General features: G+C 61.5%; 22 protein-coding genes. 14 read left to right on the forward strand and 8 right to left on the reverse strand.

Features of this window, described 5'->3' with window-relative positions; genetic code table 11:
* Nucleotides 1-296 precede the first annotated feature (296 nt).
* The 5 genes from B2V90_RS20185 to B2V90_RS20205 are packed head-to-tail and all read right to left on the reverse strand — an operon-like array spanning nt 297 to nt 6,590.
* Nucleotides 297-2,786, reverse strand: coding sequence for a heavy metal translocating P-type ATPase (locus tag B2V90_RS20185; protein WP_039996361.1), 2,490 nt, complete (start codon nt 2,784-2,786; stop codon nt 297-299).
* A 41-nt stretch (nt 2,787-2,827) separates the two neighbouring features.
* Nucleotides 2,828-4,594 (reverse strand): oleate hydratase, encoded by a 1,767-nt coding sequence (locus B2V90_RS20190; RefSeq protein ID WP_293922966.1) that lies wholly within the window; start codon nt 4,592-4,594, stop codon nt 2,828-2,830.
* 27 nt (nt 4,595-4,621) lie between these two features.
* Nucleotides 4,622-5,485, reverse strand: a complete 864-nt coding sequence (locus B2V90_RS20195) for a 3-hydroxyacyl-CoA dehydrogenase (RefSeq protein WP_004207023.1) — start codon at nt 5,483-5,485, stop codon at nt 4,622-4,624.
* Nucleotides 5,482-5,979 (reverse strand): acyl-CoA thioesterase, encoded by a 498-nt coding sequence (locus B2V90_RS20200; RefSeq protein WP_004207018.1) that lies wholly within the window; start codon nt 5,977-5,979, stop codon nt 5,482-5,484. The genes B2V90_RS20195 and B2V90_RS20200 overlap by 4 nt, the downstream gene beginning before the upstream one ends.
* Nucleotides 5,976-6,590, reverse strand: a complete 615-nt coding sequence (locus B2V90_RS20205; RefSeq protein ID WP_004207015.1) for a TetR/AcrR family transcriptional regulator — start codon at nt 6,588-6,590, stop codon at nt 5,976-5,978. Before B2V90_RS20205 ends, B2V90_RS20200 begins: the two co-directional genes overlap by 4 nt.
* Before the next feature lie 121 nt (nt 6,591-6,711).
* On the opposite strand from B2V90_RS20205, the gene B2V90_RS20210 reads away from it, so the two are divergent.
* The 12 genes from B2V90_RS20210 to B2V90_RS20265 all read left to right on the forward strand — a co-directional run bounded on the left by B2V90_RS20210 (nt 6,712) and on the right by B2V90_RS20265 (nt 15,430).
* Nucleotides 6,712-7,800 (forward strand): catalase family protein, encoded by a 1,089-nt coding sequence (locus B2V90_RS20210; RefSeq protein WP_025290605.1) that lies wholly within the window; start codon nt 6,712-6,714, stop codon nt 7,798-7,800.
* Nucleotides 7,801-7,840: 40 nt separating this feature from the next.
* A complete protein-coding gene (locus tag B2V90_RS20215) occupies nt 7,841-8,452 on the forward strand; it encodes a hypothetical protein (RefSeq protein ID WP_004207013.1) in 612 nt (203 codons plus the stop codon).
* A 159-nt stretch (nt 8,453-8,611) separates the two neighbouring features.
* Entirely contained in the window at nt 8,612-9,823 is a 1,212-nt protein-coding gene (locus B2V90_RS20220) for a Dyp-type peroxidase (protein WP_293922971.1), read from the forward strand.
* A 163-nt stretch (nt 9,824-9,986) separates the two neighbouring features.
* On the forward strand, nt 9,987-10,286 hold the full coding sequence (locus B2V90_RS20225; protein WP_235209820.1) for a hypothetical protein: 300 nt from the start codon (nt 9,987-9,989) through the stop codon (nt 10,284-10,286).
* A 46-nt stretch (nt 10,287-10,332) separates the two neighbouring features.
* The gene (locus tag B2V90_RS20230) at nt 10,333-10,650 is read left to right on the forward strand and encodes a hypothetical protein (RefSeq protein WP_025290604.1); all 318 of its coding nucleotides are present in this window, start codon (nt 10,333-10,335) and stop codon (nt 10,648-10,650) included.
* A 20-nt stretch (nt 10,651-10,670) separates the two neighbouring features.
* Entirely contained in the window at nt 10,671-11,105 is a 435-nt protein-coding gene (locus tag B2V90_RS20235; RefSeq protein WP_025290603.1) for a hypothetical protein, read from the forward strand.
* 111 nt (nt 11,106-11,216) lie between these two features.
* Nucleotides 11,217-11,750: an SMI1/KNR4 family protein gene (locus B2V90_RS20240; RefSeq protein ID WP_082733396.1), complete on the forward strand. Its 534-nt coding sequence runs from the start codon at nt 11,217-11,219 to the stop codon at nt 11,748-11,750.
* Between the two features lie 4 nt (nt 11,751-11,754).
* Entirely contained in the window at nt 11,755-13,347 is a 1,593-nt protein-coding gene (locus B2V90_RS20245; RefSeq protein WP_161734492.1) for a GMC family oxidoreductase, read from the forward strand.
* A gap of 12 nt (nt 13,348-13,359) precedes the next feature.
* Nucleotides 13,360-13,761 carry a DUF2147 domain-containing protein gene (locus B2V90_RS20250; protein ID WP_004207001.1) on the forward strand — a complete coding sequence of 134 codons (402 nt, stop codon included), beginning with the start codon at nt 13,360-13,362 and terminating at the stop codon, nt 13,759-13,761.
* 429 nt (nt 13,762-14,190) lie between these two features.
* Complete coding sequence (locus B2V90_RS20255; protein WP_025290601.1) at nt 14,191-14,778, forward strand: recombinase family protein; 588 nt, start codon at nt 14,191-14,193, stop codon at nt 14,776-14,778.
* A 36-nt stretch (nt 14,779-14,814) separates the two neighbouring features.
* The gene (locus tag B2V90_RS20260) at nt 14,815-15,114 is read left to right on the forward strand and encodes a BrnT family toxin (protein WP_228221671.1); all 300 of its coding nucleotides are present in this window, start codon (nt 14,815-14,817) and stop codon (nt 15,112-15,114) included.
* Entirely contained in the window at nt 15,095-15,430 is a 336-nt protein-coding gene (locus B2V90_RS20265) for a BrnA antitoxin family protein (protein WP_004206995.1), read from the forward strand. The genes B2V90_RS20260 and B2V90_RS20265 overlap by 20 nt, the downstream gene beginning before the upstream one ends.
* A 47-nt stretch (nt 15,431-15,477) precedes the next feature.
* Here the strand turns inward: B2V90_RS20265 and B2V90_RS20270 are convergent, their stop codons facing one another.
* Both B2V90_RS20270 and B2V90_RS20275 read right to left on the reverse strand, forming a co-directional pair.
* On the reverse strand, nt 15,478-16,908 hold the full coding sequence (locus B2V90_RS20270; RefSeq protein WP_161734490.1) for an aldehyde dehydrogenase family protein: 1,431 nt from the start codon (nt 16,906-16,908) through the stop codon (nt 15,478-15,480).
* A gap of 974 nt (nt 16,909-17,882) precedes the next feature.
* A complete protein-coding gene (locus B2V90_RS20275; protein WP_228221672.1) occupies nt 17,883-18,134 on the reverse strand; it encodes a hypothetical protein in 252 nt (83 codons plus the stop codon).
* Nucleotides 18,135-18,188: 54 nt separating this feature from the next.
* On the opposite strand from B2V90_RS20275, the gene B2V90_RS20280 reads away from it, so the two are divergent.
* Complete coding sequence (locus B2V90_RS20280; protein ID WP_228221673.1) at nt 18,189-19,418, forward strand: helix-turn-helix transcriptional regulator; 1,230 nt, start codon at nt 18,189-18,191, stop codon at nt 19,416-19,418.
* A 76-nt stretch (nt 19,419-19,494) separates the two neighbouring features.
* On the opposite strand, the gene B2V90_RS20285 is transcribed toward B2V90_RS20280, so the two are convergent.
* Complete coding sequence (locus tag B2V90_RS20285) at nt 19,495-20,118, reverse strand: TetR/AcrR family transcriptional regulator (RefSeq protein WP_025290597.1); 624 nt, start codon at nt 20,116-20,118, stop codon at nt 19,495-19,497.
* A 106-nt stretch (nt 20,119-20,224) separates the two neighbouring features.
* Here B2V90_RS20285 and B2V90_RS20290 point away from each other — a divergent pair.
* The coding region (locus B2V90_RS20290) for a TolC family protein (protein WP_293922976.1) at nt 20,225-20,761 on the forward strand (537 nt) is incomplete at its 3' end.

The raw sequence follows: 20,761 nt of genomic DNA on the forward strand, positions 1-20,761 counted from the left end.
TCTCAGCTGAAATTTACGCCCGACCCGGGGCACTTCGCAGGGGAAATCAACAGCGGGGCCATGGCAGTAGCATCGTACCCCGCGGCGTAGCCTGCCCGGCGGCTGCCTTTGAGGGCAGGCGGAGCGTCCGCCTGGCGGTGAATTCCGCCAGCTCAACGATCCCATGTCGCGCCTCAAGCTCGCTAATTAGCCGATGTTCGCATTATGTCTGCCAAATCGTTGTCTGGCGCACAAACCTTGAGGTGACGCCTAAGACCCCACGCAAGACCCCGCCACAAGGTCGGGGCCTTGGTCCGTCATGCCTTCACTGTCCGGAGCCGCAGCGAATTGCCGATGACGCTGACGGACGACAGCGCCATCGCGGCAGCAGCGATGATCGGCGACAGCAGCAGCCCAAACGTGGGATAGAGCGCACCGGCCGCAATCGGTACGCCTGCCGCATTGTAGATGAACGCGAAGGCGAGGTTCTGGCGGATGTTGGCCATCGTCGCCTGCGACAGGCGTCGCGCGCGGACAATGCCGGTGAGATCGCCCTTGAGCAGCGTCACGCCCGCACTTTCGATCGCAACGTCGGTCCCCGATCCCATGGCGATACCAACATCGGCGGCGGCAAGCGCCGGCGCGTCATTTACGCCGTCACCCGCCATCGCCACCACCTTGCCCTGCGCCTTCAGGCGCTCGACGACCGCGGCTTTCTGGTCCGGCAGCACATCGGCCTCGACCTCATCGATGCCGAGCTTTCTCGCAACGGCTTCGGCTGTGGTGCGATTGTCACCGGTCAGCATGACGATGCGGATGCCTTCCGCATGCAGGGCCTTCAGTGCCTCAGGCGTGGTCGCCTTGATCGTGTCGGCGATGGCGAAGATGCCGCCGATGGCTTTATCGATGCCGATATAGATGGCGGTTGCGCCGTCGCGGCGTAGCTCATCGGCCTGTGCCGCGAGCGGCGCTGTATCAACCCCATGTTCGGCGAGGAAGGTGGTGCTGCCGAGCACCACATGCCGGCCCTCGACACGACCGATCGCCCCCTTGCCGGTCGGCGAGTCGAAGTCGGCGACATCGGGGATGGTGATCTTTCGCTCGTCGGCAGCCGCCACGATCGCCCGCGCAAGCGGATGCTCGGACGCCTTCTCCACGCCGGCTGCAAGCCGCAGGATGGTCTCCTCGACAAATCGCGGGGCCACGACGATCCGGGTCACCGCCGGCTTTCCTTGCGTAAGCGTCCCGGTTTTGTCGACCACCAGAGTATCGATCTTCTCCATCCGCTCGAGCGCCTCCGCGTTCTTGATCAGAACGCCGGCGGCCGCCCCCTTGCCGATACCCACCATGATCGACATCGGCGTCGCGAGCCCGAGCGCGCAGGGGCAGGCAATGATCAGCACGGAAACGGCCGCGATCAGGCCATGCGCCAGCCGCGGCTCCGGCCCCCATACACCCCAGGCCGCGAAGGCGAGCAGCGCGACGGCGATGACGACCGGCACGAACCAGCCCGACACCTGATCAGCCATGCGCTGGATCGGCGCGCGCGAGCGCTGGGCATCCGCGACCATCTGGACGATGCGGGCGAGCATGGTGTCGCGCCCGACTTTTTCAGCCCGGATGACGAGCGCGCCGGTCTGGTTCAGCGTACCTCCTACGACCGCTTCGCCGACTACACGCGTCACCGGCATGGATTCGCCGGTCACCATCGATTCATCGATCGATGAGCGACCCTGCTCGACCACGCCGTCAACCGGCACGGTTTCACCGGGCCGGACCCTGAGCCGATCACCGATGACGACGGCTTCGACAGGAATATCCTCTTCAGCATCGTTCCGCCCGATCCGCCGGGCGGTTTTCGGCGCGAGATTGAGAAGCGCGCGGATTGCGCCGGAGGTCTGCTCCCGGGCGCGCAGTTCCATGACCTGACCGAGCAGCACCAGCACGGTGATCACGGCCGCGGCCTCATAGTAGACCGCGACCGTGCCATCGGCGCCTCGGAAAGCCTGCGGGTAGAGCTGCGGCGCGAATGTCGCGACGATGCTGTAGCCCCAGGCGACCCCGGTGCCCATCGCGATCAGCGTGAACATGTTGAGGCTGCGGTTGACGATCGACGCCCAGCCACGTTCGAAGAACGGCCATCCGGCCCACAGGACCACCGGCGTCGCCAGCGCGAACTGGATCCAGATCGAGATGCGCATCGGCACCAAATGGTGCAGCGCCGGGATCAGGTGACCGCCCATCTCCAGCAGGAACACGGGCAAGGCGAGCACGAGGCCGATCCAGAAGCGTCGGGTCATATCGGCGAGTTCGGGGCTTGATCCGGCATCCGCCGCCGCGATCAGCGGCTCCAGCGCCATGCCGCAGATCGGGCAACTACCCGGCGCATCCCGGCGGATTTCCGGATGCATCGGGCATGTCCAGATCGTCCCTTCCGTTGCGGTTGCCGTTACTGCCGCAACGTGGTGATGCTCATGGGTATCAGGTCCATGCGTGTGGCTATGGTGGGAATGATCGCCATGGGCGGCAGCACCCTCATGGTGATGTGCAGCATGCGCTGCCAGTGCCGCATAATGCACGGGGTCGGCGTCGAACTTCGCCTTGCAGCCGGCCGAGCAGAAGACGTAGCGCTCGCCTTCATACTCAGCATTGTGAGCGGTCCTGGCGGGATCGACCACCATGCCGCAGACCGGATCATGGTCGACGTGACCGGACGGCGTTTCGCCGTCCGGCTCATGATGGTGATGATGGCCGTGCGCCCCAGTCACCTCGGCGGCGCGTTCGCTCTTCTGATCGTCGTCGGCCATTCATCACCTTTCGCACGCCGCGCGTGCCTTCCGGTCTTTGTTCACTCCTCGATCAGATGGAGCTCTTCGAGCAGCTTGGCGATCTCGGTGCCTTCGAGCTTCTTCATCAGCAGTTTGCGCAGGAAGGCCGGCCCGGGAAGATCGATGCCCTTGCCGTCCCGCAGCGGACCGATCGCAGCAAGAAGTGTACGGATATCATAGGTCGAGTTGAAGACCTCGGGCACGCCGCGCTCGACATTCATCAGCGTGTAGACGGCCTCCATCGGGGTTCTCACCGAATATTCCGTGGTGAAGATGCAGTCCCGCTGCTTCGACTCCGCGAACTGGCCGATGAAGGCGAAGTTGACCGCGCCCTCCGGCACCACGTCCGGCCGGTCACCCGCCTGGCGCGGCATGAAGAAGGCGGTAATATAGGGCATCATCGTGGGAACGGTGCTGGCGCCGGATGCCGCGAGTTCGGGAATGTCCTCGACCGGCACGCCGAGGTGATAGAGCCATTCCTGGGTGATCTCCTCACCGGTGCATTCCTGCATCGGCTTCTTCACGAAGTCGCCGGGGCAATCGACAAAGAGCGCGTAGAACCAGGCGATCATCTGATCTTTGGGCTGCTTCTTGAAATGCGGCTGGCGATGAACCGTCCAGCTCAGCAGCCACGCCGAGTCCTTCACCGTGACGATACCGGCGGAGACGATCTTGCCGGTAAAGGGGTTCCGCTTCGTGATCTTCTCGACATAGGCCGGAATGCGGGCGTCGAGGGCAGTGATCGACGCGGAGGCCCATTTCGTCTCCGGGATATGGGCGCCGAATACGTCCGGGCGGCCGAAGGCCGGATCCTTCGCCGCGATCCGCCGCCACAGGTCCCAGGCCGGCGCCGGTCCTTCGTTGAGCTTCGCCGGTGTCCTGTGGTCGCCATTGTCGGAATTCTCGGTCAGCGAGCCGATGGTGATGAAGACGAGATCGTCGGGCCCGAGATCAATGCCGCCTTCGACGCCGCGCTCCTTCCAGTGGATGCGCGTCGCCTGCTTGGAGCCGGGCTGGATGTCGAAATCGACATCGGTGACCTCGACGCCGTAGCGGAATTTAACCCCGTGATCGGTCAGCCACTTCACCAGCGGCAGGACCATCGATTCATACTGGTTGTAGCGATTGAACTTGAGCGAGGAAAAGTCGGCGAGACTGCCGATGTGATGGATGAAGCGGTGCAGGTAGAGCTTCATCTCCAGCGCGGAATGCCATTCCTCGAAGGCGAACATGGTGCGCCAGTAGAGCCAGAAATTGCTCTTGAGGAAGTCCTCGCCGAAGACCTCGTTGATGCGCTTGTTCTCCATCTCCTCCCGCGTCGCAAGGAAGACCGAGAGGAGATCCTTCTGCGCCTTGTCGTTGAGCGTTAGCAGCGCCTTGTCGGGCACGTCCTGACCCTGGTTCTGCGTCGTTCGCTGCAGCGAAAAGTTGGGATCGTCCTTGTTGAGCCGGTAGAACTCGTCGAGCACGCTGGCATCCTCGATCTCCAGCGAGGGGATCGAGCGATAGAGGTCCCACAGGCACTCGAAATGCTCCTCCATCTCGCGGCCGCCGCGAATGACGAAGCCCTTTTCGGGCACGTCCAGACCATCGAGCGCGCCGCCGGGGATTTCCAGCTCTTCCAATATGGTGATGCGGTCGCCCGAAACGCCGCCGTCGCGGATCAGGAAGGCGGCGCCGGCGAGCCCCGCGAGGCCCGAGCCGACGAACCACGCCGTCTTTTTGTCGGCGCCTTCCGGCTTGCGTGGACGGACAAAGGCTTCATAGTTTCCACTGCTATAATGCATGGCAAACTCCTGTTTTTCTTGTTGGGATCAGTCGGCGGGCTTGTAGCTGTAGAAGCCTTCGCCCGACGCGATGCCGAGCTTGCCCTTGTCGATGTAGTTTTCCTTCAGCCACGCGGCGAGCGACTGTGCGTGCTCATCACCGTGCGACAGGATGTTGTAGGGGGTGTTCAATCCGATGATGTCGTAGATCTGGAACGGCCCCATCGGCGCGCCGGTGGCGATCCGCCAGACCTTGTCGACATCTTCCGGCTCGGCATAGCCGCCGGCAGCCAGATCGGTGGCCGCGTTCAGGAACGGCACCAGCAGGGAGTTGAGGACGTAGCCCGCTTTTTCCTTGCGCACCGGGATCGGCACCATGCCGATCGCGGAGGAGAAGGCGATCAGGGTATCGAACACGGCCGGATCGGTGTCGTCCGTACCCATCACCTCGGCAGTGTTGAACTTCCAGATGCTGTTGGCGAAGTGCAGCGCCAGGAAACGGTCCGGGCGGCCGGTGAAGGCTTTGAGGTCGCTCGGCAGCAAAGTCGAGCTATTGGTGGCGAAGATCGTTCTGTCAGGCGCGAGCCCCGCCAGTTTCTCGTAGAGCGCCTGCTTGATCTCGAGCACTTCCGGAACCGCTTCGATGACCAGATCGGCATTCGCAACCGCAGCCCCAAGATCGGCGGTGAGCGTGATGCGTCTCGAAGCTTCGGCTGCCTTGCCGTCAGCCGCACCCGTCACCTCTTTCACGTAGGTTTCTACAAGCGTTTCGAACCGATGCCTCGCCTGGTCGAGTGCTTCGTCGCTGATCTCATAAGCGGTAACGTCAAAGCCACTATAGGCGGCCTGGAAGGCGATCTGGCTGCCGAGGACACCGGTGCCTAGCACCGTCACTTTCAGGATGTCGCTCATTCATTCTCTTCCTTGCGTCGGGTTTCATAGAGAAACGGCGCAGCGACTTCGGCGGGCACGCGAACCAGCTTGCCGGTAGCTTTCTCGATGAGCACCCATTGCGACAGGGCCGCGACGAGCGTCTGACCGTTACTGTCTTTGAACTCGACGCACCGGGCGTATCTCGCTCCGCGCGGCTTCCCTTCGACCCAGGTTATGGCAAAGGTCTCTTCGCCCGCCCGGATATTGCCGCGGTAATCGACCTCGTGCCTGAGCACCATAGCAACATAGGTGTCGGCATCCCTCGGACGCGCGGCTGTCAGCCAGTGCGCCACCGACACATCCTGAATCCAGGTCACCCAGACCGCATTGTTGACATGGCCGAGTTCATCGATGTCTTCTTCGGTTGCCTGGAAACGGATATGGAAGCGCCGACGTTCGTCCACTTTTCCAGCCAAGGGCACGCCTGAAGCATCGCAGCCGATCCTGCGGCGTCCTTCGCCAGGAAGGCTCATGACCGGGTGGATGGCGCATCGAGGCCTGCCATCGCGCGAAAGAAGCCGACAAGCATTTGCTCTCGGGGAATAGCGCCTTCGACATCGCCCTGGACCGCCAGTCCCATCCACAGTGCATAGAGGCCGATCCCGGTCTGCAGCGGCGGCAAGGCAGGCCGAAGCGCAAAGCGCCGCGTCAGATCCGCCACAAGTTCTCCGAACAAATGGTGGCAGGCGGCCTTTCCTTCGCGATGCCGTTCAGCGAACGCGGGGTCCCGCCGCGCATGAAGCTGCAATTCGATCGAAAGCAGCGACCAATGCTGTTCGTCAGCCAGCTTAGCCAGCCGCGCCGCAAGCACTTGCAGAGTCGCCTCGATATCATCGCCGGAGCAGTGGGCGACCAGATCGCGCAGAAGCACGACCTCGTCCTGGATATGAGCCTGCAGAATCTCGACCAGCAGATCGTCCTTGCTTGCAAAATTCGAATAGAAGGCCCCCTGCGAATGACCCGCTGCACTACAGATGTTGCGGATCGACATGGCCGCCACCCCTTCTTCCACAATGGACGAATGTGCTGCGGCGAGCAGCTTATCCCGCGTCTGGCGCTGCGTTTCCTTTCGCGTGAGGCGCATGAGCGATCGACCTCCAATTCAGCACGGCATGGAAACCTTTTACCCATGTCGGCGTTCACCGTAAAACCAGATATCACCTGATATCTCGAATGCAACGAAAATCCGGTTCGAAGGATCGCCCTTGGCTGAGACCTATATCCCCTACTCCACCAGCGTCGAAGTGCTCGGCGAAGACGAGGAGCGGCTCACCGCCGAAATCCTCGAAATCATGGCGAGCACCAACCGCAAGGCGTTCGAGCGCCATCGGCATGCGGTGCGCGACGCCCATGCCAAGAGCCACGGGTTCCTGAAGGGCGAACTCGTCGTCCCGGAACTGCCGGAGCATCTGCGCCAGGGGCTTTTCGCTCGCCCGGCCACCTATTCCGTGGTGATCCGCCTCTCATCAGCGCCCGGAGATATCCACTCGGACACCATCCCCGCCCCACGCGGCATGGCGATCAAGGTCATCGGCGTGGAGGGAGAGCGGCTTCTGCCCGACGACCAGGGCCGCAATCAGGATTTCCTGCTCGTCAACATCCCGACCTTGAGCTTCGGCACGATCGGTAAATATCGCCAGCTCATTGGCCTTCTGGAGAAGAATGCGCAGAACCCCGCCTTCCTCCAACGCGCCATGGCCGGGGTGGCGCGTGGCGTGGAAGCCGCGGTCGAAGCGGTCGGCGTCGAGCCCGGCGCGACGCTGCGCGGGCTCGCGCGCGACAACGACCATCTGCTCGGCGAGACCTATCACTCGATGGCGGCGATCCGCTTTGGCGATCACATCGCCAAGATCAGCGCCGCGCCGCTTTCCGACAATGTCCGCGCGCTCACCGGCAAGGACGTCGGCACAGTGGAGGATTCTACGATGCGCGATCTGGTTGTCGAGCATTTCCGCGACCAGGGTGCTGAGTATCAACTGCGCGCCCAACTTTGCGCTGATCTCGACAAGATGCCTGTCGAGGACGCGGCGGTGCTCTGGCCCGAAGAGCTGTCGCCACACCAGCCGATCGCCACGCTGCGCATCCCGCCGCAGGACGCCTATTCGCCGGCGCGGCGGGTCTATGGCGATGACGTGCTGTCGTTCAATCCCTGGCACGGTATCCGCGAGCACCAGCCGCTCGGATCGATCATGCGGGTGCGCATCGCCGCCTATGAGCGATCCACCCGCTACCGCCATGAGATGAACGCGCAGCCGCGTGTCGAGCCGACAAACATTGACGCCATCCCGGACTGACGCACCGATCGACACACGCAATCACGAAAGGAGGCCAGTCATGGCCGAGACCGAAGAAAACCCGCAGATCGACGAAACCCGCCTTCAGGCCATCCGGCGGCGGATCGAGGAAGTGGCCGGCGACGCGCCGCAGCTCGCCAAGCTCGCGCTCGAGCAGATGGTGACGAAGCACAATCCCGACCTCAAGGGCACGGCCGGCTCGGCCGGTCGCGTCGGCGCGCAGTCCGGCAATGTCTCCGAGCTCACCGCCATCGCCAACCTCAAGCCGGGCGGCGCGGACCGGCTGAAACGCATCTTCGGACTCGTGAACGGCAATTTCGACGGGGCGCAGAAGGTCGGCACCCTGCACAACATGCGGTTCGTCTTCTTCGACAACGACACCCGCATCCTGTTCGCCACCGCCTATGACGGCGACTGGGACACCTATATCAACGACTTCGCCACCAAGATCCCTGACCTGATGGATTTGCTCTTCGCCTCGGTCGAAGGCTGGCCGGGCATCGCGAGCCCGAAGGTCAAGGATTTCATCGCCGAACATCAGATCACCGCCGCCGGATGGTTCGTCGCCAACCCGCAGGTCACGGTCGTCGACGTGCGTCGGCTTCAGCGGATGGAACATGCCGTCAACGAATTCCTGGACAAGGTGGGCTGAGCGATGACGATCCTTCAAAAGCTGAAAGAGCGCTTCTCGAGGGACAGCGTTACGCTCGACCTGCACGATATCCAGGCGCTGATCCTGCGAAGCCGGCCGGAGCCCTATGTCGGCATCCATGCGATGCTCCATTTCGACGAGGCCGAGGGCGCGCGCGCTTTGCTGGGCCGGCTCGCGCCCCATATCGCATCCGCCGACAACTGGAACGAGGATCTCGATTTCTGGATAGGCGCTGCACTCAGCTTCGAGGGACTGAAGGCGCTCGGCGTTCCTGAAGCGCAGCTCAAGACATTCCCGCTCCCCTTTCAGCAGGGCATGGCGGCGCGCTCGGAGCAGCTCCGCGACTTCGGACCCAACGCGCCGGAAAACTGGGAGGACGTGTTCAAGCCGGGCAACTGCCATCTCGCGCTGACCATCTACGCGGTCGACGATGCGGCGCTCGACAAGGCGCTGGCGACCGCGCGAACCGAACTCGACCAGAGCAGCGGCGTCACCTTGATCGGCGAGCATCGCTTCGGCGCGCCGGACGGCGCGAAAAACCCGTTCGGCTTCCGGGATTCGATCTCCCAGCCCGCCGTCGAAGGCAGCGGCGTCGATCCGCTGCCCGGCGAGGAACGCGCGATCAAGGCGGGCGAGTTCATCCTTGGATACGAGAGCGAGAACGGCCAGCCGCTCGGCATGCCTGAACCTGCGGCGCTGGGAAAGAACGGCACCTTCGTCGTCCTGCGCAAGTACAACAGCCGGGTCGGCTGCTTCAACGCCTTCCTCAAGGCCCATGGCGAGACGGCGGAGGACCGCGAACGTCTTGCCGCCAAGATGTTCGGTCGCTGGCGGTCAGGCGCTCCACTGACGTTGTCGCCGGATCATGACGACCCGGACCTCGGCGCCGATCCGCAGCGCAACAACGACTTCAATTTCAAGGACGACCCCAAAGGCCGCGTCGTGCCGCTCGGCTGTCATATGCGCCGGCTCAATCCCCGCGATTCCGAGCTGACACTGCTCACCGACGTCAACATTCACCGCATCATCCGCCGTTCCTCGACCTTCGGGCCGGTTTATTCCGAGGATGTGGCGCCGAAAGACGATGCCAAAGGCGATCGCGGCCTGTTCTTCATCTTCATAAGCGCGCGCGCTTACGACACGATCGAGTTCATGCAGCAGGAATGGATCAACCGCGGCAATTTCGTCGACCTCGGCGAGGAGCGCGATCCAATCGTTGGTCTGCATGAGGAGGACGGCCGGTTCACGATCCCGCAGGCGCCTGCGCGCAAGCGCATCGACGGTGTGCAGACCTTCAATGTCATGAAGGGAGGCGAATATCTGTTCATGCCAAGCCTATCGGCGCTTAAGTGGTTGGCAGAACAACGCTAAAGCTATTCACCTGATTGTCGGTTGAGATTTGAAGTGTGCAGAGTGACCCGGAAAGTGCGGGGCTGTGCGGAAGGTTAAGTGAGTGGGAGTTGAGTTTCGGCAAGGCTGGGGATGGTTGGTCCTTGTGGCGCTTACGATTTCGACGACCGGCGATGAAATCACGTTGCTGACGTTGATGTTCCGCACTGCCGAGAACGCATCCGGCTATGCGGTGCCGACGCTGCTGACCGCGGAGCTGCTACCCGGTCTGATCGCCGCACCCTGGGCGGGCCGCTTGATCGACCGCCGGGAGGCGGCCCGCATTCTGGTCATGGTGTCAGTTCTGCAAGCGGGCGTGATAGCATTTATCGCCTATTATCCCATGTTCACGCTCGCCGGGGCCGCGCTGTTGAGCGTGCTGTTCACGATCAGCAGCGCCGCAACATTCGCGTTGATTCCAGTGCTGGCGAGCGGCTTGGAATGACCTCGCACTCGCCAATTCCCTTATGGAAATGGTTCGCAGCCTTGGAATGCTCGCTGGTCCAGTCGCTGGGGGCGTACTGGTGGGATGGATCGGATCGCGCAATGCGCTTTTAGCCGATGCCGCCAGTTATGCCCTTTTGGCCCTCGTCGTGATGGCGAGCAGGCTTCGCCGCAAGCCACAACGGGACGATCAGGAGGAAGAGACCCTGTTCGCGGACTACCTGCCGCTGCTCCGCAATCGACGGTTGATGGTGGTTACGGGTGCGCTCAGCCTCGAAGTGTTTGCGACCGCCATAGCCGACGTTGCTTTCGTGTTTCTCGTGATGGTGACGCTGGGAGCGGGCCGACCGCGTTTGGAATGCTGACGGCACTATGGGCGGTTGGGATGTTGATCGGCGCTGGGCTGGCCGAAAGGGTTATTGGCCATAGGGTCGGACTGGCGGCGTTCGGCACGGCCGCTGTCATGGGCGCGACCATGCTGTGGATCGGCCTTGCGCCGATCGGGCTGGCAATCGTTGCCGTCGCCTTCATCCTAGGCGGCGGCGCAAACAGCATCCACAACGTCGCTGTCCGAACCTTGTTCCAGTCGGAATGCCCGCCCGCCGATCATGGCAAGGTCGCCGCGATCTATGGTGCGGTGACACGCACCGCCGTAATCGGCGGCTATGTTGCTGGCGGCTTCTTTTTTGTGCCGAATGATGCGCCAACCGCCTATCTCGTGGGCGGCCTGCTGGGCGTTGTCGCGGGCTTAGTCGGATGGCGGATATTCAATCGTAGATGGAGCGCAGCACCAATCAAAGCATCGACGCGCCAAGATTGACCTGATTGTCGTGCCCCTCCGCTAACGGCTATACCAATCAGGTGGCGTGATTGAGGCGCGGTGCGGAACGGACACGATAGCGACGCCCTAATGATGTAAGGCAGAAAATATATGACCTTTCAGTTTGATCCATCATTCGATGCAGAATCACTCCACATGCCGGGAGATTCTTTGATCGAATTAGACCAGATAGAGAGTTCATTAAGGATATTGCTGCCCTCTGAGCTTCGTGATTTATTTATTGAATTCGGATCAGCGATAGTTTTCAATAAGGATGTTGAATTTCCTGCGGAAAAATGCGCCTATTCCGAAGATTCAGGAAGAATTGGCGTTTCAGTTATATATGGCCCTGCTGACGGAAGCTTAGGAATAATTCGCATAAACGAACAATTATCCATGCAGATTCCAAAAACATCTGTGGTTTTTGCGGAAATCGGTCTGGGTAATATGCTGTTAATTGACAGAATTGATGGAAAGATATCCGTATGGCTGCACGATGAAGCTCTGCCTTCTAGGGCGATAACCCCCGTATACGACAGCTTTCATGACTTTATCGATGCACTGGTAGCCTTCGATCCTCCTCCCCTGCCCAGTTTAAAGGAATTGGGATTGGACTTGAAAGCGATGGGGATAGAAGAGGAGTAGCTAGATGTTACGGTTCGGCGCTGACGGAAACCACATCATTGGCGGCGGCTCGGCCGGCTGCGTCATGGCCAACCGCCTTTCTGCTGATTCGGATAAAGCTGTCTGCCTCATCGAGGCGGGGCCGCGCGATCGCAATCCCTTCATTCACATGCCGCTTGGCGTCGGCGTCATTGCCCGCACGGGATGGGTGAACTGGAACTGTGAGACCGAAGTCGAGCCTCACCTTAACAACCGGCGGCTCTATTGGCCGCGCGGCAAGACGCTGGGTGGCAGCAGCTCGATCAATGCAATGGTCTACATTCGCGGCGATCGGGCGGACTATGAGGGCTGGGGGGCGGCCGCCGGAGCTGACTGGGACTGGCCGCGCATGCGCGAGCTTTTTATCGCGCTCGAAAACAATCAGGCTATCCACGACGAGCATCATGGCAATGCCGGGCCACTTTGCGTCTCCAATCTTGGGCGAGTGAACCCACTTACGGAAGACTTCGTCGAAGCTGGGGTGGAACTGCACTACCCGCGAAATCCCGACTTCAATGGCGTGAGCCAGGAAGGCTTTGGTGTCTATCAGGTGACCCAGAAAGACGGGCAACGGTTCAGCACGGCGCGAGCGTTTCTCGATCCGGCTCGCTCGCGCAAGAATCTCGCCATCGAAACGAACGGCCTCGTCGAACGGATACTGTTCAAGGACCGTCGCGCCATCGGGGTCCGCGTCGGCGGCCGGGACCTGCTGCTGCGCCCCGGTGGAGAGGTGATCCTTTCGGCTGGCGCGGTCAATTCGCCGCAGATTCTGATGCTGTCGGGCGTCGGCTCGGCGAGCGAACTCAGGCAGCATGGCATAGAGATCGTTCTGGATGCGCCCGAAGTCGGAGCCAATCTCGCCGATCACCTCGACTATACGGCTGTGGCAACCACGGCCGATCGCGAAGGATTTGGGGTGGCGCCCAGTTTCCTGCCTCGTGCGATACGCGGCGCATGGAGCTATTTCCTTCATCATGAAGGCGAATTGACGTCAAATGCCTCGGAGGGCGGCGCTTTCCTCAAATCCGACGCCGGCCGGGAGCGGCCCAATCTTCAATTCCATTTCCTGCCGGCGATCCTGCGTGACCTTGGCCGCAAGACAGCCTTCGGCTACGGAATGACCGTGCATGTCTGCGACCTTCTACCGAAGAGCCGCGGCAGGATCGGGCTCAAGATCGCCGATCCCACGGCTCATCCGCGCATAGAGGGCAATTATCTCAGTCATCCCGATGATGTGGGCGTCTTGCTGAATGGCGCGAAGCTAGCCCGCAAGCTCCTTCATGCGCCGGCGCTCGCCCGTCACTTGCGCGAGGAGGTGCGACCGGGACCCGCGGTCCAGACCGACGAGGCTCTGATCGACGACATCCGCGCGCGCGCTGAAACAATCTATCATCCGGTAGGAACATGCCGCATGGGCAGTGACTCGGCATCCGTGGTCGATCCGGCAGCCCGTGTACGTGGCATTGACGGTTTGCGCGTGGTCGATGCATCGATCCTGCCGTCGATCGTGTCGGGCAACACTAACGCGCCTACCATGGCGATCGCGGAAAATGTCGCGCAAATGATGATCCGGCCTTGAGGAAGAATGGCGATGAGGTTCAGTTTCGTATTGGCAGCCATGCTGCTACTTGCAGCATCTGCGTCCGTCGAGGCACAGCGCGCTTCTTTCGGAGTGTGGAAGAATCCGCAGGACAGCGTACATGTGCGAGCCCAGCCGTGCGGAAGCAGAATGTGCGGGGTCGTGGTCTGGGCAAGTGACAAAGCCAAGGCGGATGCGCGGCGCGGCGGGACAAACGATCTGGTAGGTCTGATCCTGTTTCGCGATTTTGTTCCTGAAAAGAAGGGCGTGTGGCGCGGCAGTGTTTTTGTACCCGACATCGGCCAAACCTTCTCTGGAACAATCACCACGCTCGACGATCGGCGGATGGAGGGAAAGGGGTGCCTGACAGGGCGGATCATGTGCAAATCGCAGATATGGACGAAAGTGAACTGAAATCCGTCCAATCATCGTCTGACCGAGAGCGGCAAGCCAAGGATTTTAATAAGACACATCAAAAGCTTCTACGATAAATTGAAGAGGCGCGGAGCAGGAAACGGGCATGGCGACAGCGATGTGTGCAGCCGCCACGGGATCAATTCGGCGACGGGCATGCGACTTGGTCAGCGTAAGCAGGCGGATAATCCGTTATTGATCGTCGCGGCCAGAAGACGGTCCGCTGCGGCAGCGGCTGCACGAACAGATTAACCTAATGGAAATCACACGATAAGCGCCCCGCCTGATGCGCCCGACGACACATTCCGCCGCTAGCAGGCATCCCCCCGGAAATTCCAGCAATCTACGCACGCCCAAAATCCGTAGCGTCCGATAAACTCTGCCGGAAAGGAGGACTGTCCCACAACAAGCTATCAGGGGTTTTCCGACATGCTTATAGGCTACATGCGCGTCTCTTCCACAGATGACCGGCAATCGGTCGATCTTCAGCGCGATGCGCTGATCGCAGCCGGCGTCGATAGCCGGCATCTCTATTCCGACAAGGCATCCGGCGCTCGCGAGGACCGGGCGAGCCTGCGGGCCTGCCTCGAATATCTCGCAGCCGGCGATACGCTGGTCGTGTGGAAACTGGATCGGCTCGGCCGCTCCCTGCCGCATTTGCTGTCGATCCTGACCGATCTCAGGGAGCGTGACGTGTCATTCCGGTCATTGACCGAGCAGATGGACACGGGAACGCCGCATGGCGAGCTGCTGTTTTCGCTGTTCGGCGCGCTGGCCCAGTATGAACGGGCATTGACGCGCGAGCGCATCATGGCAGGCCTTGCGGCCGCCAGACGGCGCGGGCGCTACGGTGGCCGCCCGCGAACGATCGATGCGGAAAAGCTCGATCAGATCACCGCCGCCCTTGCCGGTGGCGCTAGCAAGTCGTCGATCAGCCGCACGTTCAACGTGCCCCGATCGACCCTCGCAGATACGCTCGCGCGGGCCGGATGGCTCAAACCGCCGCGCCTTGCGTAACGACAAGAACATAATTATATTTCCGTAATGCCATCCATGCGCTTCTCCTGGCATCCGGCCAAAGCCGAGAGCAATCTGAAGAAGCACGGCGTCAGCTTTGCGATCGCTACTCGTGCGTTCACAGATCCTTTCGCGCTGAGCGATCAGGATCGGATCGAAGGTGGCGAGCGACGATGGCAAACCTTGGGCCTCGTGGAAGGGCATCTGCTCCTCCTCGTGGCCCACACTGTCGTCGAGCAAGACGATGACGGCGAGTATGTGGAGATCATTCATATCATTTCGGCTCGAAAGGCCGATCGAACGGAAAGGCGACGTTATGAAGAAGAAAGACGCTGATACCGTCCGTTTCCAACTCGATCCGGACAATCTGCCGCCGTTGACCGAAGCGCAACAGGCCGAACTGGATGCCCTGCAGGCGATGCCGGATAGCGGGATCGACTATAGCGACTCTCCGGCGCTGACAGAGGATTTCTGGCGGAACGGGCAGCGTGGGCGCTTCTATAAGCCCATCAAGCAGCAGGTGACGGCACGCCTTGATGCTGATGTGCTCGCCTGGCTCAAATCGCAGGGTAAGGGCTACCAAGCCCGCATGAACGCCATACTTCGCCGTGAGATGCTGGCGACCGCCAGAAGGCAGGAAAAGCCACGTTAATTTAGATAGTTAGGCTATCGGTTATCGTGATATAGTCGTACATGGATTTACCCCAGAAAGCGTTTGGCAAGTCGGATCAGACGCGCTGCCCGGCCCGAATAGGGAGGAAAGACGAGAGGCAGAGCGGAGAAGCGGTTCTGGAGAACGGCGCGCTCATGACTGAAAGTCCGGAACCCGTGATGGCCATGTGCCGCCCCGATCCCGGAATTGTTCACACCGCCGAACGGCAGATGATCGTGGACGTATTGGACGATGGTAAGGTTGACGCCTGCACTGCCGGAAGTCGTGGCCGCCAGGATATGATCCACTCTCGCCCGGTCACGATCGAACACATAAAGCGCCAGCGGCTTGGGTCTTGCGTTGATCCGACCGATCACGGTTTCAATGTCATCATAGGTCAGGACCGGCAGGACGGGACCGAATATCTCCTCATGGTCGATCGCCGCCTCGGGAGCGATCGCTTCCAGCACTGTGGGCGCCAGCGCCCTTCCCTGCCTTTCGCCGCCGACAATGATCCGCCCGCCCGTGGCCAGGGCATCCGCAATCAGGTCCCCCAGTCTGTCCGCATGGCGATCATTGACGATCCTTGCGAGATAGGGGCTCGTCATGCCCGAACCATAAGCGGCGGCGATCCGGCGGCGCAGCGCTTCCACGAACCGGTCGCGGATCGAAGCGTGGACGAACACATGATCGGGCGCGATGCAGGTTTGACCGGCATTGGAGAATTTGCCGAAGGCGATCCAACTGGCGGCCGTCTCTATGTCGGCATCCGGTCCCACGATCGTGGGCGACTTGCCACCCAGTTCCAGCGTAACGGAGGTCAGGTGGCGGGAGGCTGCCTGCATTACGACTTTCCCGACCTCGGGGCTGCCGGTGAAGAAGATATGATCGAAGGGCAGCGCGAGCAGGGCCTGAGACATCTCCTTCCCGCCGAGGGCGACGGTAACCAAGTCTGGCGGAAATGTGTCGGCGATCAGCCGCGCGATGACGCCCGAGGTAGCAGGTGTCATCTCCGAAGGCTTCAGGATAGCGCTGTTGCCGGCAGCAAGGCAGGAGACAAGCGGCCCCAGGCAGAGATTGAATGGGTAATTCCAGGGCGCGATGATAAGGCACACGCCGCGTGGCTGCGGCACGATCCGTCCGGCCGTGCCGAAACCGATCAATGTCGGTCCGACATGGACTGGCCGCATCCATCGGCGCAGATTACGACGGCTGTGGCGGATTTCCTGCATGACCGGAAGAATTTCCGTCAGAAACACTTCGGCCTCCGGCTTGCCGAAGTCGGTCGCCATGGCCTGGACGATCTCCCCTTCGAACTTTCGTATGGCAGCCGCGAGGCGCGCCAGCGCAGCGCGTCTTTCAGCAAGGCCAAAGCGCATCCGGCGCTCGTCCGACATTGCCTTTTGCGCGGTGAAGAGCATTTCCACCGGGCGGCCATCACAGGGTTCCTGCGAAATCGAATGGCTCTCTTCAATCATTTCATTCTCGTCGAAAACATGACCTTCGCGCGAGTCTTACGAGCGCAAAAGCAATAGGGAACTACACGAACATGTAGTATCGACCCGACATGGGCCTGGGAACCGAATGGACTCCAACGCTGCTTTCGCGACTGGCGGAAACGGCACTTCGCCGTGTGGAATTGACCGCGCGCGTCAGCCTGCTGCGCGCACCTTGCGGCTACGGCAAATCGGCGACGCTCGCGGCCGGTTGGAAGGAGGCGGCGGACACTGGTCGCCCGGCGCTTTGGGCAAGTCTTGCAAGCGACGACACAAAGAAGGGCACCCTGCGTCGCCTCGCCTTTCAGGCCGGAACCGCCGCGGACATCGAGTCCATTCTCCAATGGATATGGCATCAGGACAGGCCCGGGATTATTTGCCTCGATGATGTTCAGGAAGCGCCGCATCTCGAAACGCTGACAAGAGACATGATGGATGCTCTTCCCGATGATTGGCGAGCGGTCCTTGCAACCTCCGCCCCCTGGGGATTTGGCGTCCTCAACGCTGACTGGCAGGAAGTCGGCCCCGATGCCCTGGCCTGCCGCGCCCAGGATCTGAAGGAATTGATCCGGGTCCCTTCAGCCCTCGACCGGATCATATCGGACACACAGGGTTGGCCCGCATTGTGCCGCATCGCGGGCCGTGTATCCTACCGGATGCAGCCACTGCATTTATGGCCCGAGATCATCTGTTATCTCGATCAGATGGTGTTGGCGCCCTTATCGCCCGCTCTGCGCACATGGCTGAAAAAGGCGGCATTAATCGCTCCCCTCGATGCCGAAAGCCACGATTTTGCCCTGCGCGTCCACGACGGCGCGCAATGGATCGCACGTGCGCAACGCGAATGCCTCCTATTGAGGCCGGACAGTGACGGAATGTTTGCGCTCAATCCGGCGCTGCGACACCATCTTGCCTTGAGCGGACAGTCGCAGCTTCGTTCCTCTCCAAGCCATCTTCTAAAACGTGCGGCTTTTCATCACTGGCGCGCCGGCCGGCCAGCGCAAACGATAGCGCTTTCGCTGCGGGCCGGCGATCCGGCCTGGGCGCGGGGGCTGGGCGGTGAGATCGTCATGGATGTCGCCCTGCGACAAGGCCGTATCGATGAGTTGGCCCATTGGCTCGAGGGCGTGCCCGACACAGCGTTGCTGACCAATCCCATGGCTGGCCTGGGAAAGATATGGGCCCTTTCCTTCCAGCAGCAGCAGCATGCAGGGGCGACGCACCTTTTGAAGTTGCTGTCACGCACGGATGCGCATGAGGAATTGCTGACGCTGCTCGGTGCGACGACAGCGGCGCTGAGGGACGATGTCGTCCGGGCGGAAATGCTCTGCCGGCAATGGCTCGAGCTGCACGCCCGGGAAAATCCGATGATGAAGGCCTCCGCCCTGGCCTGCCTCGCGAGCATCGTGGCGAGCCAGTCGAACGCGGCCGAGTTCGCGGCACTACGTCCCCTACTGGATCAAGCCTGTGCCCTGGCCGATCAGGGCTTTGCCCGCGACTGGGCAAAGATTGCCGAAGTGCTGCTCCTGCTGACGCAGGGGCAGATCATTCCCGCACGAAATAGGATCGACGCGCATCTGACGGATATGGTCTCCCCGGTCGCCGAGCAGACGCTGAAAACATTGCGCCTCGCTGTGCTGGCCGAAAGCGGCGTGCCTCTGGCAGAACTGGAATGGCCGTTGCTTTTCTGCGACCAGATCGTCGACGTCCGCATTCATACGGCACGGGCCATATTACGGGCCGCTCGTCTGGCCGGAGATGCGGACCTCTGCGAAAAAATCCTGACCGAACTGGACGTGAAAGCCGTACGCGACCACATGCCGCGACTGCAACTCATGGCCGATATCCTGACTGCGGAACATGAAATCGCGTCGGGTCGATCGGTCACCATCCCCAATATTCCCAGGAACGACGCCATCACTTCGGCTCACCTCGCCATTGCGGACGTCGAGTGCATGCTTCTGTCTGCGACGCGGGCGCTTGCCGACGGGAAGGATCACCTCGCGCGCCAATTGACGGACCGTATCCTGGCCCGCATCCGCAGGGCAGGATGGCAACATATCATACTCAAAACCCTCATGCTGCGTTCGGTGCTGCATCTACGTAAAGAGGCGCTGCAACTTTCCATACGGTCAGCGGAAGAGGCCTCGGAAATTCGCGACAGCACAGGACTGAAGGAAACAGCGCGGGAGTTCCGGAATATCCTGGAGCATATTCACGCGGGATGGGCCGTAAAGGCGAGGTTTGATCGGTCCGCAGCACAACATCACTTGCCGAGTTCACAACATACCGAAGGATCCGACCTGTCTCGCCGCCAACTCCATATCCTCGGCCTGGCGCGGGATGGTCTTACGAGCGCGGAGATCGCCAACATATTGGGTATCGGCGAAGATGGCGTAAAATGGCATTTTCGCGCGATCTTCAAGTGTCTCGCTGTCAACAGGCGCACCCAGGCCGTCGCCACGGCGATACAGCGCGGTCTCCTTCACTAAACGATCTCCCACGTCACAAATAGAGGCAGGCATGCTGTTGCGCGGCCTCCCGCAAGGCAAGATCAGCAATCCATTCTTAGTCGACTCTCGTTGCCGCCCTCGCCAGCATGAGATCCACGAGAAAGTCCAGAAGCTCTCCGCTTGCGACCTCGTGCGGTTCGAGCAGGCCCTGGAACATGCTTCCCTCGTGGACAGCCAGGATCAGTCGCGCGATGCGCGGGAGGCCCCGGGCAACGATGCGGGAGTCCTCGCGAAGGATGTCGGCGAGCGCGCCCTCGATGATGGCGAGGATCCGTCCTTGCCGTTCGGCATAGTGGCTCGCCATGGCAGGATGGCGTAGGGCATAGAGGCCGAACTCGGCCTGGAGCAGATACCAGTCCCGATCGAACGGATAGCTGGCGATAAAGGCCTTGAGGAAATTGTCGGCCGTCGAGCCGGGCATGGACAGGGCGCAAGCGGTCGCCTCCTCCAGCCTCGACTGCAAGCGCTCGATCACCCGGTCATAGAGGGCGAAGAACAATTCGTCCTTGGATCGGAAGCTGGAATTATAGGCCCCCCGGCTCAGACCGACGCGCTCGCAAATATCTTCCTGGGTGGAGCCATGGAAGCCACGTTCGGCGAAGGCCTCGAGAGCGCCATCCAGGATGCGCTCCCGGGTCTGCGCCCGGGTCGGGCGCGTTCGTGCCGGGCGGCGGCTCACGGGATCACGGGCGGGAGCATTTCGATACAAATATGTATTGAGTCGGTTGGATGTCAACGTTACCGTGCGGGAGCAGGAGACGTTCTTCATGACCTTGCGATGTTCGATGCTGGTTGCCGCGCTGGCGACTGCGGTCTGTCAGGGCGCGCAGGCGCAAACGATCGACAGGCTTGATCTCGATTATCGAAGCGCCCAGGCGAGGCTGCTCGAGCGGTCGGACGCGATCCAGGGCGCCGACGCCGATGTGCGCAGCAAGGAGGCCCAGAAAGGCTCCACGAGCACGTTGCGGCGTCCGACCGTCGAGTTCGAAGGACAGATGATCCGCTATCAGAAAACCCTCTATCTGCCGCTCGGCCCGCTGGCGGACGTGGCCCAGGATTATTCCATCTCTGACCCCCTGCGCTTCGAGATCGAGCGCACCAGCACCCGGCCGATCGTGACGGCGACGCTGCCGCTCTATTCCGGCGGCCAGATTCCCGCCGCCCAGGCGGGCGCCGCGGCGCAACTGGGACAGTCGCGCGCCGAACGCCAGATCGTCATCGACAACGGTCTGTTGCAGATGACCCAGCTCTATTTCGGCCAGCAGTTGCTCGAGCGCGTGCGCGATGTTCGCCGTGATGCGCTTGCGGGATTAGAGCGGCAT

This window comes from Sphingobium sp. UBA5915, assembly GCF_002431195.1.
Lineage (GTDB): Bacteria > Pseudomonadota > Alphaproteobacteria > Sphingomonadales > Sphingomonadaceae > Sphingobium > Sphingobium soli.